The 16028-nt window shown below is 66.7% G+C and carries 16 protein-coding genes; 10 read left to right on the forward strand and 6 right to left on the reverse strand.

Annotated features, from left to right (window positions below):
* The first annotated feature begins 39 nt into the window (after positions 1 to 39).
* A complete protein-coding gene (locus LZ605_RS08990) occupies positions 40 to 489 on the forward strand; it encodes a hypothetical protein (protein ID WP_249844541.1) in 450 nt (149 codons plus the stop codon).
* Positions 490 to 609: 120 nt separating this feature from the next.
* Here LZ605_RS08990 and rlmKL read toward each other — a convergent pair whose 3' ends face one another.
* Both rlmKL and LZ605_RS09000 read right to left on the reverse strand, forming a co-directional pair.
* A complete protein-coding gene (gene rlmKL, locus LZ605_RS08995) occupies positions 610 to 2748 on the reverse strand; it encodes a bifunctional 23S rRNA (guanine(2069)-N(7))-methyltransferase RlmK/23S rRNA (guanine(2445)-N(2))-methyltransferase RlmL (protein ID WP_249844542.1) in 2139 nt (712 codons plus the stop codon).
* 145 nt (positions 2749 to 2893) lie between these two features.
* A complete protein-coding gene (locus LZ605_RS09000; RefSeq protein WP_249844543.1) occupies positions 2894 to 3421 on the reverse strand; it encodes a hypothetical protein in 528 nt (175 codons plus the stop codon).
* A gap of 72 nt (positions 3422 to 3493) precedes the next feature.
* Here LZ605_RS09000 and LZ605_RS09005 point away from each other — a divergent pair, with 72 nt between their 5' ends.
* Positions 3494 to 4060 carry an N-acetylmuramoyl-L-alanine amidase gene (locus LZ605_RS09005; protein ID WP_249844544.1) on the forward strand — a complete coding sequence of 189 codons (567 nt, stop codon included), beginning with the start codon at positions 3494 to 3496 and terminating at the stop codon, positions 4058 to 4060.
* A 286-nt stretch (positions 4061 to 4346) separates the two neighbouring features.
* Here the strand turns inward: LZ605_RS09005 and LZ605_RS09010 are convergent, their stop codons facing one another.
* The 3 genes from LZ605_RS09010 to LZ605_RS09020 form a co-directional block, all read right to left on the reverse strand.
* A complete protein-coding gene (locus tag LZ605_RS09010) occupies positions 4347 to 5249 on the reverse strand; it encodes a sulfurtransferase (protein ID WP_249844545.1) in 903 nt (300 codons plus the stop codon).
* A complete protein-coding gene (locus LZ605_RS09015; protein ID WP_249844546.1) occupies positions 5246 to 6049 on the reverse strand; it encodes a CoA pyrophosphatase in 804 nt (267 codons plus the stop codon). The genes LZ605_RS09010 and LZ605_RS09015 overlap by 4 nt, the downstream gene beginning before the upstream one ends.
* A 96-nt stretch (positions 6050 to 6145) precedes the next feature.
* Positions 6146 to 6847 carry an FKBP-type peptidyl-prolyl cis-trans isomerase N-terminal domain-containing protein gene (locus tag LZ605_RS09020; protein WP_005408797.1) on the reverse strand — a complete coding sequence of 234 codons (702 nt, stop codon included), beginning with the start codon at positions 6845 to 6847 and terminating at the stop codon, positions 6146 to 6148.
* Between the two features lie 167 nt (positions 6848 to 7014).
* Here LZ605_RS09020 and LZ605_RS09025 point away from each other — a divergent pair, with 167 nt between their 5' ends.
* From LZ605_RS09025 to nth, 3 genes are read left to right on the forward strand one after another with little or no spacing between them, the layout of a single operon-like run.
* Complete coding sequence (locus LZ605_RS09025) at positions 7015 to 7797, forward strand: enoyl-CoA hydratase/isomerase family protein (protein WP_249844547.1); 783 nt, start codon at positions 7015 to 7017, stop codon at positions 7795 to 7797.
* A 4-nt stretch (positions 7798 to 7801) separates the two neighbouring features.
* Positions 7802 to 8155, forward strand: coding sequence for a hypothetical protein (locus LZ605_RS09030; protein ID WP_249844548.1), 354 nt, complete (start codon positions 7802 to 7804; stop codon positions 8153 to 8155).
* Positions 8155 to 8847 (forward strand): endonuclease III, encoded by a 693-nt coding sequence (nth, locus tag LZ605_RS09035; protein WP_249844549.1) that lies wholly within the window; start codon positions 8155 to 8157, stop codon positions 8845 to 8847. Before LZ605_RS09030 ends, nth begins: the two co-directional genes overlap by 1 nt.
* 83 nt (positions 8848 to 8930) lie before the next feature.
* Here the strand turns inward: nth and LZ605_RS09040 are convergent, their stop codons facing one another.
* Positions 8931 to 10163 carry a porin gene (locus LZ605_RS09040; RefSeq protein ID WP_249844550.1) on the reverse strand — a complete coding sequence of 411 codons (1233 nt, stop codon included), beginning with the start codon at positions 10161 to 10163 and terminating at the stop codon, positions 8931 to 8933.
* 511 nt (positions 10164 to 10674) lie between these two features.
* On the opposite strand from LZ605_RS09040, the gene pstS (LZ605_RS09045) reads away from it, so the two are divergent.
* The 5 genes from pstS (LZ605_RS09045) to pstB all read left to right on the forward strand — a co-directional run bounded on the left by pstS (LZ605_RS09045) (position 10675) and on the right by pstB (position 15952).
* Positions 10675 to 11691 (forward strand): phosphate ABC transporter substrate-binding protein PstS, encoded by a 1017-nt coding sequence (gene pstS, locus LZ605_RS09045; RefSeq protein ID WP_014036550.1) that lies wholly within the window; start codon positions 10675 to 10677, stop codon positions 11689 to 11691.
* 408 nt (positions 11692 to 12099) lie between these two features.
* Entirely contained in the window at positions 12100 to 13188 is a 1089-nt protein-coding gene (gene pstS, locus LZ605_RS09050; protein WP_107230370.1) for a phosphate ABC transporter substrate-binding protein PstS, read from the forward strand.
* A gap of 82 nt (positions 13189 to 13270) precedes the next feature.
* On the forward strand, positions 13271 to 14239 hold the full coding sequence (gene pstC / locus LZ605_RS09055) for a phosphate ABC transporter permease subunit PstC (RefSeq protein WP_249844551.1): 969 nt from the start codon (positions 13271 to 13273) through the stop codon (positions 14237 to 14239).
* Positions 14239 to 15102, forward strand: coding sequence for a phosphate ABC transporter permease PstA (gene pstA / locus LZ605_RS09060; RefSeq protein WP_057498349.1), 864 nt, complete (start codon positions 14239 to 14241; stop codon positions 15100 to 15102). Before pstC ends, pstA begins: the two co-directional genes overlap by 1 nt.
* Before the next feature lie 19 nt (positions 15103 to 15121).
* Positions 15122 to 15952 carry a phosphate ABC transporter ATP-binding protein PstB gene (pstB, locus tag LZ605_RS09065; RefSeq protein WP_057498350.1) on the forward strand — a complete coding sequence of 277 codons (831 nt, stop codon included), beginning with the start codon at positions 15122 to 15124 and terminating at the stop codon, positions 15950 to 15952.
* Positions 15953 to 16028: the final 76 nt, after the last annotated feature.

The raw sequence follows: 16028 nt of genomic DNA on the forward strand, positions 1-16028 counted from the left end.
CTGCGTCATCCACGCATGACGTGGGTCTACAATGGCTGCATGGATAGCGTGATGCAACGGACGGCTGGAATCGGCTTCTTTTCCCGGTTGGGTGAAACACTGCCCGCGACGGCCGGCGTCGTCGCCGTTCGATCGCTGGCCGAAGCACTGCGGACCATCGATACCGGTGGTTTCGAATGGATGCCCACAGCACTGGGCGATTCGGATCCGTTTCACGGCGCCCTGCCCCGCCCGCCCGAGCTGGCCGACGCCCGACGCGAACTCAACCGGAGGTTGATGCGCGCGCTTTCGGCACTGGATCTGCCGGCACTGCGCTGCGGTGCGCATGACCTGCACCTGGTGGCGCGCGATGGAGCGATGTTCGCCTTCCGGCAACGCCTGCCGGAAACGCACCTCGGCCTGCCGGCGCACTGGGAACCCGTGCTTGCGCTGTACGAACGGGGACATTGGCCGCTGGCCCATGCGCCGGGGCGCTTGTTGGTGCTGTAGAGCCGTCCACGCAGGGCATGGATCTACCGGGCCCACGCTCGCCGGGCATGGCCCGGCACTACCGTTCTGCGCGCACATGGGTAGTGCCGGCCGCTGGCCGGCATTCCGTTTCGGCTGGAATCACCCCAACCGCTTCAGCTCCCACGCGCGGTGGATACGCGCGTTGCGCTCAAAGTCCGGGCCGATGGTGCGCGCGGTGATCTCGCGGCACTGGGCGAATTCGGCGATGGCGTTCTCCTCCAGCTTGAAGCGGCGGAAGTTGTTGGAGAAGTACAACACGCCGCCCGGTGCCAGGCGCGCAACGGCCGCACGCAGCAGCTTCAGCTGCTCGCGCTGCACGTCGAAGTCGTCGGCGCGCGCGGAATTGGAGAAGGTCGGCGGATCGCAGAAGATCACGTCGTACTGGCCACGGTCCGCTTCCAGCCAGGCCATCGCATCGGCCTGCACCAGCAGGTGCTGGTTGCCGCCCTGGCCGTTCAAGGCCAGATTGTCGTAGCACCACTGCAGGTAGGTGGCCGACAGATCGACGCTGGTGGTGCTGGCGGCACCGGCCACGGCGGCCTGTACGCTGGCCACGCCGGTGTAGCAGAACAGGTTGAGGAAGCGCTTGCCACGCACCTGCTCGGCCATCATCCGGCGCAGCGGGCGATGGTCGAGGAACAGGCCGGTGTCCAGATAGTCAAACAGGTTCACCTGCAGCAGCGCGTTGTTCTCGCGCACCACGATGAACTCATCGCGCTGCTCGAAGCGTCCGTACTTGCTGCCGCCCTTGCCGCGCTCGCGCGACTTCATCGAGACCTGTTCCGGCGGCACGCCGAACACTTCACGCGCGGCGGCCAGCAGTTCGTTGCGGCGACGGCGCACGTCGTTCTCCGGAATCGCCGCCGGTGCCGCGTATTCCTGCACATGCAGGAAGGTACGGCGCTTGCCGCCGTCCTCCTCGTAGACGTCGATGGCGGCCGCATACTCCGGCAGGTCGGCGTCATAGGCGCGGAAGCAGGTGATGTCCTCGCGCGCGCGCCAGCTCTTGAACTTCTTCAGGTTCTTGCGCAGGCGGTTGGCCACCATCTGCGCGCCTTCGCTCAGCTCACGCGGTTGCGCCGGATCGCGGCCCGGCACAGCGATCGGATCGCAGACGATCAGCGCGCACTCCAGCGCGCCGTTGAACATCTGGTACTTCTTGCCGGCGCGCAGGCCGGTGGCGAAAGCAAGTTCATCATTGCCGCACAGCAGGCTGGCACGCCACTGCGGCACCGCCTTCTGCAGGGCATTGCCCAGTGCGCGGTACAGCGCCGGATCGGCGGCCAGGCGTTCGTCGTATGGCGGGTTGCAGACCACCGCGCCGATCTCCTGTTCAGGCGCAGCCAGGTCGGCCACGTCGGCACGGGTGAAGCGGATCGCGTGGGCGACGCCCGCCACTTCCGCATTCTCGCGCGCGGCCTGGATCGCGGTCGGGTCGATGTCGCTGCCATGGATAACCGGCTTCAGCGCGGCCAGGCCCGCGGCCTCGCGATCGCGCGCTTCGCTCTGGATCGCCTTCCAGGCGGCCTTGTCGAAGCCCAGCCAGCGGCTCGGCGGCAGGCTGCCATGGCGCATCAGGCCGGGAGCCACGTCAGCGGCCATCAGCGCGCCTTCGATCAGCAGCGTGCCGCTGCCGCACATCGGGTCCAGCAGGCCACCGCCGGCGGCGTGCAGGCGCGGCCACTGCGCGCGCAGCAGCAGCGCGGCGGCCAGGTTTTCCTTCAGCGGCGCCTCGTGGGCGGCACCACGCCAGCCACGACGGTGCAACGGGCCACCGCCGAGATCGATCGACAGCGAAGCACGGCCCTTGCGCAGCGACAGGTTCACGCGCACGTCCGGCAGGTCTGTGTTGACCGAGGGGCGTTCCAGGCCCTCATCGCGCATGCGGTCGACGATGGCGTCCTTGATCCGTTGTGCGGCGAAGCGCGCATGGGTGATCTTGTCGCCGGACACGTGCGCGTCCACCGCCAGGGTCATCTCCGGCTTGATGTGCTCATGCCACGGCAGCGCGCGCACGCCGTCATACAGGGCCTGCTCGTCCGGGCAGTCGAACTCGTCGATCGGCCACAGCACGCGGCTGGCCAGGCGCGACCACATCACGATCCGCAGCGCCTGCTCCAGTTCGCCCTCGGCGTTGACGCCGGCAATGGTGGCAGTGGCCTTGCCAAGGCCCAGGGCCGACAGTTCATCGGCAAGCAGGTATTCCAGGCCCTTGGCGCAGGAGACGAAGAATTTCACGGGATCGGTTCGCAGGTGGTCGGGCGCGGCACAGGGGCCGGGCCGGTCGGAAAGGAGGGCCGCAAGCACGGCCGGCAGGCCCGCGCCAGGGGCGGCGGGGCTGCCATTGTAGTCAAAGCGGGCGGGCGCGCCGTGCGCCCGGGCTTCACAGTTGCCGCAGCAGGCGCTCGAAGGCCTGTGCGGAGGCCTCCACGTGGCGCTCCAGGCGGTGCCCATCGTCAACCAGCAGCAGCTGCGCCGCGCGCGCCTGCGCCCAAGCGATGACCCCGGCGGCCGGGACCACGTCGTCATGCCAGGCCTGCACCACCGTGGTCGGCACCGCAGCAGCATCCAGCGCCGGCATCGGACCCATGGTGGTCGGCGGCACCATCAGGAACAGGCCGGCCACCGGCACCTGCAGCGAGGCGATGGCGGAGATGTAGGCGCCCAGGCTGGAACCGGCCAGCACCACCGGACCCTGTTGGGCGGCCAAAGCAGCACGTTCCACCAGGCGCTGCAGGCGCGTGGGCACGTCGCCCACACGGCTCACCTCGCTCATCGCGTCCAGGTCGGTATAGTCGGGGCGCTCATGGGTCCAGCCCAGGCGCTGCGCAACCGCGGCCAGCGCGGTGACCTTGGTCGCTTCCGGGCCACTCTCGAAGCCGTGGGACAGGATGCAGTGGCCGCGGCTCATGCACAGGCTCCGTGCGCGCGCAGCGAGGAGGAAAGGGAAGGCAGGTTCATGCCGCAATGCTAGCATCGCCGGATGCCCAACCCGCTCCTGCCCGGCCTGCAGCTGCAGCCCCTGCCCTACCACGACCGCCTGCCGCTGCGCGACCCGGCCACGCTGGAGTTGGTGGTGATCCACTGCACCGAGCTGCCCGACCTGGCCATGGCCCGCGAGTACGGCGAGCGCGTGCTGTACGAGAGCGGCGCCGGCAACAGTGGCCACTTCTATATCGACCGCGATGGCCGCGTGGTGCAGTACGTGGCGCCGGAGCGGGTCGCCCACCACGTTCGCGGCATGAACGCGCATACGCTGGGCATCGAACTGGTCAATAGCGGGCGCTACCCGGACTGGTTCGACAGCCGCCATCAGGCGATGGATGAGCCCTACACCGAGGCGCAGCTGGACGCGCTGGAGCGGCTGCTGCTGGCGCTGGTGGCGCGCTACCCGTCGCTGCGGCGGATTGCCGGGCACGACCAGCTGGACCGGGAGCAGGTGCCGGCCAGTGATGATCCGGCGCTGACGGTGGCCCGCAAGCGTGACCCGGGGCCGATGTTCCCGTGGGCGCGGGTGCTGGCGAAGGTGCCGTTGCAGCCTGTTGGGTAAGCGGCAGGGCTGCGCCCGGCACCCGCAGAGGCAACGTCAACGTCAAACGCTGGCATTGCGTGGGATGGCGGGGTGGGTCCGGTTGCGAGGGACGCCGTGAACCCGTCCATGGGGGCTTGGCCGCGGCATCCATGCCGCGGACACCCTCACAACCGGACCCACTCCGCCTTCGATAGTTTCCCGCTGCTGTTGGTGGGTGCCGACCGTTGGTCGGCACGGGGTCGAATCGATCGAAGGGTGCCTTTGTAGAGTCGAGCGATGCTCGACTGCTTTTTGCTCGGATCGCTCAGGCACCGGTGGCAACCGGGCGGCTGCTGTCGCTGACCCAGCCGCTCCAGGAATCGGCATAGATGCGCGCGCCGCTCAGGCCCGCACTTTCCATCGCCAGCAACAGATGGCAGGCGGTCACGCCGGAGCCGCACATCAGCACCACCTGCTCTGGATCGCGATTGCCGATCACGCCCTGCAGTTCGGCGCGCAGTTCCTGTGCATCGCGCAGGCGGCCGTCGAGCACGTTCAAGGCGAACGGGCGGTTGACCGCCCCCGGCACGTGGCCCGCCACCGGGTCCAGCGGCTCCACCTCGCCACGGAAACGCTCGCCGGCGCGCGCATCGACCAGCCAACCCGGTGCGTGCTTCAGGCGTGCGCTGATTTCATCGGCATTTGCGATCTGTGCGGTGTCGAAACGACCTGGATAGGCGGGCAGCGCTGTCACCGTTTGCTGGCCGGTCGCCAGCGGATGGCCGGCCGCCTGCCAGGCGGCGATGCCGCCGTCGAGTACGGCCACCCGGCGGTGACCGATCAGGCGCAACAGCCACCATAGGCGCGAGGCGGCCATGCTGCCGTCGCTGCCGTCATAGACCACCACCTGGGTGTCGGGGCCGATGCCCCACTGCCCCAGCTTTGCGGCAAAGGCATCGCTGTCCGGCAGTGGATGGCGACCATGGCCGACGCGCGACAGATCGGACAGGTCACGATTGAGATCGGCATGCACCGCACCCGGCACATGCCCTGCCAGATACTGGCCACCACCTGCCTGCGGATCGGCCAGCGAGGCCCGCGCATCGACCACGCGCACGGCGGTGCTGGCGGTAGCGCGTGCATCGACCACGCGCACGCCCTCGCCCACTGCAGCGGCCAGGGTAGCGACATCGACCAGGGTGGTCCACGGCGGATCGATCGGCTTCATTGCACTTGCTCCAGGCGGCGACGCAGGTTGTAGAGAATGGCCGCGGTCGCCCCCCAGATGCGCTGGCCCGGCCAGCTGTATTCAAGGACGTGGCGGATGCGGCCGCGATGGTTGATTTCGACCTGGCGCAGATTGTCGGCAGCCATCAGGTAGTCCAGCGGTACCTCGAACACCTCGGCCACTTCGCTGGGCTGAGGTACCGGCACGAAGTCCGGATCGACCACCGCCACCACCGGGGTGACCCGGTAGCCGGTAATCGTCACGAAGGGATCCAGATACCCCAGTGCCTGCACCTGGCCTGGCGCCAGTGCGATTTCTTCCTGGCTTTCGCGCAGTGCGGCCGCCAGCGCGTCGCGGTCGTCAGGTTCGGTGCGGCCACCGGGGAAGCCGACCTGGCCACCATGCGTGCGCAGCGTTTCGGTACGGCGGGTGAGGATCACCTGGGCGCCGTTGGCGCGCGGCACGATACCGGCCAGCACCGCCGCTTCCACCGGGGGCCCCGGCGGCAACAGATCGATCAGTTCACTGCGGTTCCAGCCATCGCCGGCCGGGGGATCGGCCAACGGATGCAGCGCGCGCATCAATCGTTCATGGTCGGCCAGCGAGCCGTGCAGCGACTGCTGAAGCTGCGCGCGCAACGGTTGCACGCGATGCAGGATGCGGCTGCGTTCGTCATTGCTCATTGACGACCACCGCGCGATCTCATCAAGGTTCCGCCCGCAGCCGGTGCACTGCCGGTGCGGATCCAGCGTGCACACTCCGATGCAGGGACTTGCGACAACACGCGCCGATTCTTCCATTGTTTGCACCTGGCAACAGTAGCGCGAATGGGCGGGATTTGCGCAAACAAAAACGCGCCGGTGAGATCACCGGCGCGTTGGGTTTACTGCTTCGATTTACTTGACGCTGACCAGCTTGATCTCGAACTGCACAGCCACGTTCGGCGGGAACGGGGTGCGCGGGTCGGCACCGTAGGCCTGGTCCGGCGGCAGGGTGACTTCCCACTTCGAGCCTGCCGGCATCTGCAGCAGGGTCTCGCGCATGGCCTTCATTTCGACTTCGCTGACCTTGATCGACGGGATCTGCTGGGCCGGGCGGGCTTCGGTCGGGCGCTGGCCGTACGGGAACGGACCGGCCACTTCCAGCTGCACGGTGCTCGCCTGGGTCGGCTTGGCACCCTTGCCGGCTTCGATCACGCGGTACTGCACGCCGCTCGGCAGCGACTGCACGCCGGCCTTGGCCTTGTTCGCCGCGATGAACTGATCGCTCTTGGTCTTGTTTTCGGCAGCAGCCTTTTCGTACTCGGCCTTGGCGGCCTGGGCACGGCCCTGCTCGCGCTTCTGGAACGCTTCAACGGCCGGCTTCAGCTGCTCGGCGGTGATCGCCGGCTGCTTCTTGGCGTAGGCGTCCTGCAGACCCTTCACCACCGAGTTGATGTCCAGCTGCTCACCGCGACCGGTCAGCTCCGCCAGGTTGTTGCCGTAGTCGTAACCGAAGTAGTAGCTCAGCTTGCCCTTTTCGGACGAAACGTCCTGGGCGAAGGCATTGCCCGTCAGGGCCAGGGCCGCGACGGCGACCGCGATAGAACGCAACTTCATCAAACAGTTCTCCAGGGGTGGTAACTCAGGGACGTTCTGCGCCGCCCTGAGGCGACGGGTTAGGATAACGGGCGCAACGTGTAACCGCTACTCACGATGCAGGCTATGACCCGTCTGCGTTTGCAGAGTTCAATATCACTTTTTTTTAACGTTCCAGGAGTTTCCCCGTGGCCGATGCCCTGATCGCCGTCGCCGACGACGGCGCCATCCGCACCGTGACCGTCCAGCGCCCGGACAAGCTCAACGCCCTCAATGCCGCGACCCTGCAGGCCCTGGCCGAGGCGTTCAGCGCGGCCGCCGCCGACCCGGACGTGCGCGTGGTCGTGCTGACCGGTGCCGGCCCCAAGGCCTTCGTGGCCGGCGCCGACATCACGGAGATGAACACACTCAGCGCGGTTCAGGGACGTGATTTCTCGCTGCTGGGCCAGGCCCTGATGCGCCAGATTGAACGCATGCCCAAGCCGGTGATCGCCCGCGTGAACGGCTTTGCACTGGGCGGCGGCCTGGAGCTGGCGATGGCCTGCCACCTGCGCATTGCCGCCGATACCGCCAAGGTCGGCCAACCGGAGATCAACCTCGGCCTGATTCCCGGCTTCGGCGGCAGCCAGCGCCTGCTGCGCCTGTGCGGTCGCGCCGCCACCCTGGAGCTGTGCCTGCTGGGTGCGCCGATCACCGCCGCGCGTGCGCTGGAACTGGGCATCGTCAACGAAGTGGTGCCGGCCGACGCGCTGGACAACCGCGTCCAGGATGTCGCCCGCCAGCTGGCGCGCTCGGCACCGCTGGCCCTGCGTGGCCTGCTCGATGCGGTGCACGTAGGCGGCGAATGCAGCCTGGAGGCCGGCCTGGAATACGAGAGCGCGCAGTTCGGCCTGCTGTTCGCCACCGAGGACATGCGCGAAGGCACCAGCGCCTTCCTGCAGCGCCGCCCGCCGGCCTTCCAGAACCGCTGACGCCATGGCATCCCGACCCAATCCCGCGCAGCTGTTCGCCCGGGTCCAGGCAGACGATCTCGATGGCGCCCTGCAGGCCGGGCTGATGGACTATGTGGCCCGTGCCGGTGACGAACAGTTGCTGCCCGGCCACCCCGAGCTTCCGCAGCGCCTGCAGCAGGCCCAGCAGCAGCTGCATACGGCCTGGGCCGCGCGCGAGCGTTACCGCGCCCGTGCGGTGCGCCTGGCACGACGCGAGGCCGAGCGCGACGCACGCCGCACGCCGGCCCCGGCGCCGGATGTGAAGCCCGCCCTGCCCGCTGCGGCGGCCGCCATCCTCGCCCGGGCCAAGGCCCGCGCCAGCGGCAAGGAGCAGTAATGGCCACCGCGAAAAAGACCCTGCGCGCCCCGGCGCGCCGTGCCGGCGCGATGCCGCGCGCCGACGTGGTGGAGATGTTCACCCGCCTGCGCGAACTCAACCCGCACCCGAAGACCGAACTGGAATACAGCTCGCCGTTCGAACTGCTGGTGGCGGTGGCGCTGTCGGCGCAGGCTACCGACGTCGGCGTCAACAAGGCCACCCGTCGCCTGTTCCCGGTGGCCAACACGCCGGCAAAGATCCTCGCGCTGGGCGAGGATGGCCTGAAGCAGTACATCGCCACCATCGGCCTGTTCAACGCCAAGGCGAAGAACGTGATCGCCACCTGCGCGATCCTGCTGGAAAAGCATGGGGGTGAAGTGCCGCGCGATCGCGACGCGCTGGAAGCGCTGCCCGGCGTCGGCCGCAAGACCGCCAACGTGGTGCTCAACACCGCGTTCGGTGAACCGGTGATGGCGGTGGATACGCATATCTTCCGCGTGGCCAACCGTACCGGCCTGGCCCCGGGCAAGAACGTGCGCGAAGTGGAAGACAAGCTGGTGAAGGTGATTCCGGCCGAGTTCCTGCTCGACGCGCATCACTGGCTGATCCTGCACGGACGCTATGTGTGCAAGGCGCGCAAGCCGGATTGCCCGGGCTGCGTGATCGCCGACCTGTGCCGGTTCAAGGAAAAGACCACCGCGCCGGCGTGACGCAGCACCAGGTGTGTGATCAAACGAAGACGGCGGGCACAAGGCCCGCCGTTTCCGTTTGCAGACAACCAGGCTTCAGGCCATCAGAACGACAGGTCGCCCCAGACGCCGAATTCCTTGGTCTTGTCGTTCTTCTTGTCGCTGGCGTTGGCCAGGTGCGTGTACTTGTACACGGTCGACAGCTTGAGGTTCTTCATGACCGGGAACTCGACACCGACGTTCCAGTACTTGTCACTCAGGGTCGGGTCCAGGGTCTTGCTGACGTCGGTGTCATCGTAGCGACCGAACACGTTGATGCCGCCGTCGGTCACGCGCACGCTGCCCCACACCGACCAGCCGCTGGACTTGTCGGTGGCAACGGTCGTCACGTTGTTGAGGTTCTTGGCCTGGAAGTACTCACCACCGACACGGAAGTCGCTGTCGGCGTAGGCCACCATCGCGTTGGCGCGGGTGTAGGTGTTCTCGGCGCTCTGGATGTCGGTTTCCTTGCCCAGCTTGCCGCTGTAGCCACCGACGGCGACCACGAAGTTCTCGTTCGGGGTGTAGGCCACGCGGCCTTCCACGTCCATGCCCTTGCTGCGGGTCGGGTTCTTGTAGCCGGCGCCGGACACCACCGAGACGGCGTAGTTGAAGTTGTTGCCCAGGTTGCCGAAGCCATGCAGGCCCCAGTCGGACGAGTTGCCGTACTTCAGGCGGTCGGTCAGGGTGTTCTCGACATAACGCATGCCGTAGAACTTCTCGACGTACGGAATCCACGGCATGTCGGCGGCACCGACGCGCAGGTTGAAGGCCGGGTCGAAGCTGCCCTGCACGTAGGCCTTCTTGACGAACAGTTCGGTGTTGCCGATGGCCGAGCTGTACTGGAAGTCGGTGGTCAGGTTGGCCGACCAGATATCGTTGAACTTGTGGTCGACGGTCAGGTAGAAGCGCTTGACGTCCAGACCGGTGCCGCTGGCGGCGGTGTCCTTGCCGTTACTGGTCTTGTCGATGTTGGTCAGGTCGAAGAACATGCGACCGCCGATCTTGTTGTCATTGACCAGCTTGGCCAGCTTGTCGACGCTGGTCTGGGTCTTCTGCGCCGTTTCCAGGGCCTGGGCCTGGGTGATGTTCACTTCGGACTGCGCGTCGGACTGCGCCTGCAGCGCCTGCGAATCGTTCTGCAACTGCTGGACCTGGGCCTGCAGCGCGGCGATCTGTGCCTGCAGCTGCTGCAGCTGTGCCTGGGAAACGCCCGAGCTGGCGGGGGCTGCGAAGGCGTCGGCGGAAACCAGACCGAGGCTTGCAACGACCGCGGCGGCGAGCAAATGGGAACGCATTTTGGATCTCTCCAGAGGGTTGGAATGGCTTGGGCAGAACGCCACGCCGGCAGGCCGGTCAAGCGTTTTGCGAACGTTCCGTTAAAACCATGACAGTCGAATGACAAACTGCGCACCAAACACAGGTTTCTTCGTGCGGTCATGCGGACGACGCAATTCGGTCGTGGCCTGTGTCGAGGCCTTGCGGTACAGGGCGTGATGTATCGCCCTCAACCTGCAGCGCGGCGCCGTGCGGCCACGTTCGTGGCGCTGGCATCGCTGCCGGATGCGCATTCCCGGGATGCGCACGCGTCGGTCCAGATGCTCCGTTGACGACATATAGATAGAGGGTGGTGGTGCGCTTCCCCGCATCCTGGGAGCGCGCGCGAAACCTTCACGGACTGCGTCGCAACCGCAGCGGCCAGCGCTGTAACGGTTGCGTCATACAACGGTCCCTGCGCTGTCATCGAATCGTTATGGAATGTGCGCCGGGCGGGTAACCCCGCATCCCAATCAACCCAGGAGCCACCCCGTGATCCACGCCTTCAAGTCGCGCGTTGCCGTTGCCGTCTTCGCAGCGTCGTCCGTGTTCGCCGCCAACGCCGCTGAAATCACCGGCGCGGGCGCCTCGTTCATCTATCCGGTGATGTCCAAGTGGTCGGCCGACTACAACGCCGCCACCAGCAACAAGGTCAACTACCAGTCGATCGGCTCGGGCGGCGGTATTGCGCAGATCAAGGCCAAGACCGTTGATTTCGGCTCCTCCGACGCCCCGCTGAAGCCGGAAGAACTGGCCGCCTCGGGCCTGGCCCAGTTCCCGTCGGTGATCGGCGGCGTGGTGCCGGTGGTCAACGTGGCCGGCATCGCCCCGGGCGCACTGAAGCTGGACGGCACCGTGCTGGCCAACATCTTCCTGGGCAAGATCAAGACCTGGAACGACCCGGCCATCGCCGCGCTGAACCCGGGCGTGACCCTGCCGAGCGCCAAAATCACTGTCGTGCACCGTTCGGACGGCTCGGGCACCACCTTCAACTTCGTCAACTACCTGTCCAAGGTCAGCCCGGAGTGGAAGAGCTCGGTCGGTGAAGGCACGTCGGTCCAGTGGCCGGCCGGCATCGGCGGCAAGGGCAACGAAGGCGTTGCCGCCTACGTGAAGCAGATCAAGGGTGGTATCGGCTACGTCGAACTGTCCTACGCGCTGCAGAACAAGCTGTCGTACACCGCGATGAAGAACGCCGCCGGCAAGTTCGTGCAGCCGAGCGACGCCTCGTTCGCTGCGGCCGCCGCCAGCGCCGACTGGGCCAGCGCCAAGGACTTCTACCTGGTGATGACCAACGCGCCGGGTGCCGAGTCCTGGCCGATCACCGCCACCAACTTCATTCTGGTGCACAAGAAGCCGAAGAATGCGGCCAATGGCAAGGCCACCCAGGAATTCTTCCGCTGGGTCTACAAGAGCGGCGACGCTCAGGCCCGCCAGCTGGACTATGTGCCGCTGCCGGACAGCCTGGTGCGCCAGATCGAGACCTACTGGTCGCAGAACCTGAAGTAAGCGTTCCCCCGCAGGAACGGGGCCGGCGGGTCCTCTCTCCCCCGCCGGCCCCAACCGGGCGCGAGATCCTCGAGATCCCGCGCTCTTCTTGTTTTTGGGGATGCATCTGCCTCTGTAGAGCCGAGCCCACGCTCGGCTGGGTGCTGGAGCGTGCCCACCAACGGTCCGCACCTACCGAGGACAGGGAGCAGTCGAGCATGGCTCGACTCTACCCAGCGCGCTTGCCGTCATATCGGTGCGCAGATCCGGGGCATCCCGGGCTCTGCGGGATGGGGCCAACCCCGTGAAACCCCTGTCAGAACGTGATCCAGGACACCTCTGTCATGGTCGTAATACGGCTGTAACAAAAACATCATTTCATAGCCGCATCCGCCGACCACGTCGGCTCTACCCCGCTATGGAGTGACCATGAAACTGCACTCGGCCGGCCTTGCCGCCCTTTCCCTGGCCATCGCCCTGGGCCTGTCGGCCTGCGGTGGCGACAAGCAGGCCGCGCAGCAGCCGGCTGCCGACGGTGCCGCCGCTCCGGCCGCCGCCGGTGCCAAGGTGACCGCTGAAGTGTCCGGCGCGGGCGCCTCCTTCATCTTCCCGCTGGTCTCCAAATGGTCGGCTGACTACAACGCCACCACCGGCGCCAAGATCAACTACCAGTCGATCGGTTCCGGCGGCGGCATCGCCCAGATCAAGGCCGGCACCGTCGATTTCGGTTCCTCCGACAAGCCGCTGAGCAGCGAAGAGCTGGCCCAGGCCGGCCTGGCGCAGTTCCCGTCCGCCATCGGCGGCGTGGTGCCAGTGGTCAACATCGAAGGCCTGGAAGCCGGCAAACTGCGCCTGAGCGGCGCCCTGCTGGCCGACATCTTCCTGGGCAAGGTCAAGACCTGGAACGATCCGGCCATCGTCGCCGCCAACCCGGGCGTGAAGCTGCCGGACGGCAAGATCACCCTGGTCCACCGTTCGGACGGTTCGGGCACCACCTTCAACTTCTCCAACTACCTGTCCAAGGTCAGCCCGGAGTGGAAGAGCAAGGTTGGCGAAGGCACCTCGGTGCAGTGGCCGGATGGCGTCGGTGGCAAGGGCAATGAAGGCGTCGCTTCGTACGTGAAGCAGATCAAGGGCTCGATCGGCTACGTCGAACTGGCCTATGCGCTGCAGAACGGCATGCCGTACACCGCCATGCAGAACGCGGCCGGCAACTGGGTCGCGCCGAGCGCGGAAACCTTCGCCGCCGCAGCAGCCAGCGCCGACTGGGCCAGCGCCAAGGACTTCAACCTGGTCATCACCAACGCCCCGGGCGAGCAGGCGTGGCCGATCACCGCCACCAACTTCATGCTGATGCAGAAGCAGCCGAAGGACGCCAAGCGCAACCAGGACACCCTGGCCTTCTTCAAGTGGGCCTTCGAGAACGGCCAGGCCCAGGCCAACGAGCTGCACTACGTGCCGCTGCCGGCCGAGCTGGTCAAGCAGATCGAGGCCTACTGGGCGACCGACCTGAAGTGATGGACACGACGGTGCCCGCCCCGCGCGGGCACCGCTGCTTCCACGCCGTACCGCCCCGCCCCTTCCTGGCCCTGCCGTCCCCATGAATGCCATCGCCCAGCCTGTAGCCGCCCCGTCCACGCGTGATGCGCGTGATGCCCGCAACGACAAACTGTTCCGATGGGTGCTGGTCGGCACCGTCGTCTTCGTCCTGATCGCCCTGGCCTGCGCCGCGCTGTCGATGCTGTGGGGCGGCCGCCATGCCCTGCAGATGCAGGGCCTGAGCTTCTTCTTCTCGGCCGACTGGAATCCGGTCGAAAACAAGTTCGGCGCCCTCGCTCCGATCTACGGCACCCTGGTCACCGCACTGATCGCGATGGTCATCGCCGTGCCGGTCAGCTTCGGCATCGCCTTCTTCCTCACCGAAGTCGCTCCGCGCTGGCTGCGCGGCCCGGTCGGCACCGCCATCGAACTGCTGGCCGGCATCCCCTCGATCATCTACGGCATGTGGGGCCTGTTCGTGCTGGTGCCGGTGATGACCGAGTACGTCACCCCGTTCCTCAACGAAACCCTGGGCGAATGGCCGATCATCGGCCCGATGTTCCAGGGCCCGCCGCTGGGCATCGGCATGCTCACCGCCGGTTTCGTGCTGGCCATCATGGTCATCCCGTTCATCTCCTCGGTGATGCGCGAAGTGTTCCTGACCGTGCCGACCCGCCTTAAGGAATCGGCCTATGCGCTGGGTTCCACCAAGTGGGAAGTGAGCTGGGACATCGTGCTGCCCTACACCCGCTCGGCGGTGATCGGCGGCATCTTCCTCGGCCTCGGCCGCGCCCTGGGCGAGACGATGGCGGTGGCCTTCGTGATCGGCAACAGCGTGCGCCTGTCGCCGTCGCTGCTGGAACCGGGCACCACCATCGCCGCGCTGATCGCCAACGACTTCGGCGAAGCCACTGAAACCTATCGTTCGGCCCTGCTGCTGCTCGGCTTCGTCCTGTTCATCGTCACCTTCGTGGTGCTGGCCATCGCCCGCCTGATGCTGATGCGCCTGTCCCGCAAGGAGGGCAACTGATGTCCACTACCGCTGATTCACTGTACCTGCGCCGCCGCATCGGCAATGTCGTTGCCATCGCGGCGTCCTGCGCCACCGCCCTGTTCGGCCTGTTCTTCCTGGGCTGGATCCTGTTTACCCTGGCCTCGAAGGGCCTGGCCGGCATCAACTGGGATCTGTTCACCAAGATGACACCGCCGCCGATGCAGGAAGGCGGCCTGGCCAACGCCTTCTTCGGCAGTGCGGTGATGTGTGCACTGGCCATCGGCATCGGCACCCCGCTGGGCGTGCTGGCCGGCACCTGGCTGGCCGAGTACGGCAACGCCCGCAAGGCCGGCACCGTGGTCCGCTTCGTCAACGACATCCTGCTGTCGGCCCCGTCCATCGTGCTCGGCCTGTTCGTCTACACGCTGTACGTGATGCAGACCGGCGGCAACTTCTCGGCCTTCGCCGGTGCGCTGTCGCTGGCCTTCATCGTGCTGCCGGTGGTGGTGCGCACCACCGACGAGATGCTGCGCCTGGTGCCCTCGCAGATGCGCGAAGCGGCGCTGTCGCTGGGCATCCCGCAGTGGAAGGTGATCGTGCAGGTGCTGTACCGCAGCGCGTCGGCCGGCATCATCACCGGCATCCTGCTGGCGCTGGCCCGCATCTCCGGCGAGACCGCGCCGCTGCTGTTCACCGCCTTCGGCAACCAGTACTGGAACAACAACATCTTCCAGCCGATGGCCTCGGTACCGGTGGTGATGAACCAGTTCGCCGGCAGCCCGTATGAATCCTGGCAGGTGCTGGCCTGGGCCGGTGCCCTGGTGCTCACCGTCTTCGTGTTGCTGGTCAGCCTTGCCGCCCGCGGCATCCTGCTGCGCAACCGTATCTCCCATGACTGACCTTTCCGTGGATAACGCCATGAACGACCTTTCCAACGCCGTGCCGATGCAGCGCATCGCCGTGCCGTCCTCGCACGAGAGCCTGCACACGCCGGCTCCGGTCAAGCTTGCCGCGCGCGGACTGGACTTCTACTACGACAAGTTCCATGCCTTGAAGGGCATCAACCTGGAGATTCCGGAAAAGCGCGTGACCGCGCTGATCGGTCCCTCCGGTTGCGGCAAGTCGACCCTGCTGCGCATCTTCAACCGCATCTACGCGCTGTACCCGAAGCTGGAAGCGCGCGGTGAGGTGCTGCTGGACGGCGAGAACATCCTGTCGCCGAAGTACCCGATGAACCGCCTGCGCAGCAAGGTCGGCATGGTGTTCCAGAAGCCGGTGCCGTTCCCGATGACCATCTTCGAGAACGTGGCCTACGGCATCCGCCACCACGAGAAGCTGAGCAAGGCCGACATGGCCGACCGCGTCGAGCAGGCGCTGCGCCAGGGCGCGCTGTGGGACGAAGTGAAGGACAAGCTGGGGCAGAGCGCACTGGGCCTGTCTGGCGGCCAGCAGCAGCGCCTGTGCATCGCCCGTGCCGTGGCCCTGCGCCCGTCGGTGCTACTGCTGGACGAGCCGACCTCGGCGCTGGACCCGATCTCCACCAGCCGCATCGAGCAGCTGGTCGAAGAGCTGAAGAACGAGTACACCATCGTCATCGTCACCCACAACATGCAGCAGGCCGCGCGCGTGTCCGACTACACCGCCTTCATGTACCTGGGTGACCTGATCGAGCACGACCGTACCGAAGTGATCTTCTCGCAGCCGTCTCAGCGGCAGACCGAGGACTACATCACCGGTCGCTTCGGCTGAAACGGCAGTCGAGCGTGGCTCGACTCTACAGACAACGGCAGTCGAGCATGGCTCGACTCTACAGAGTGGAACAACC

The sequence above is a fragment of the Stenotrophomonas maltophilia genome (assembly GCF_023518235.1).
GTDB lineage: Bacteria > Pseudomonadota > Gammaproteobacteria > Xanthomonadales > Xanthomonadaceae > Stenotrophomonas.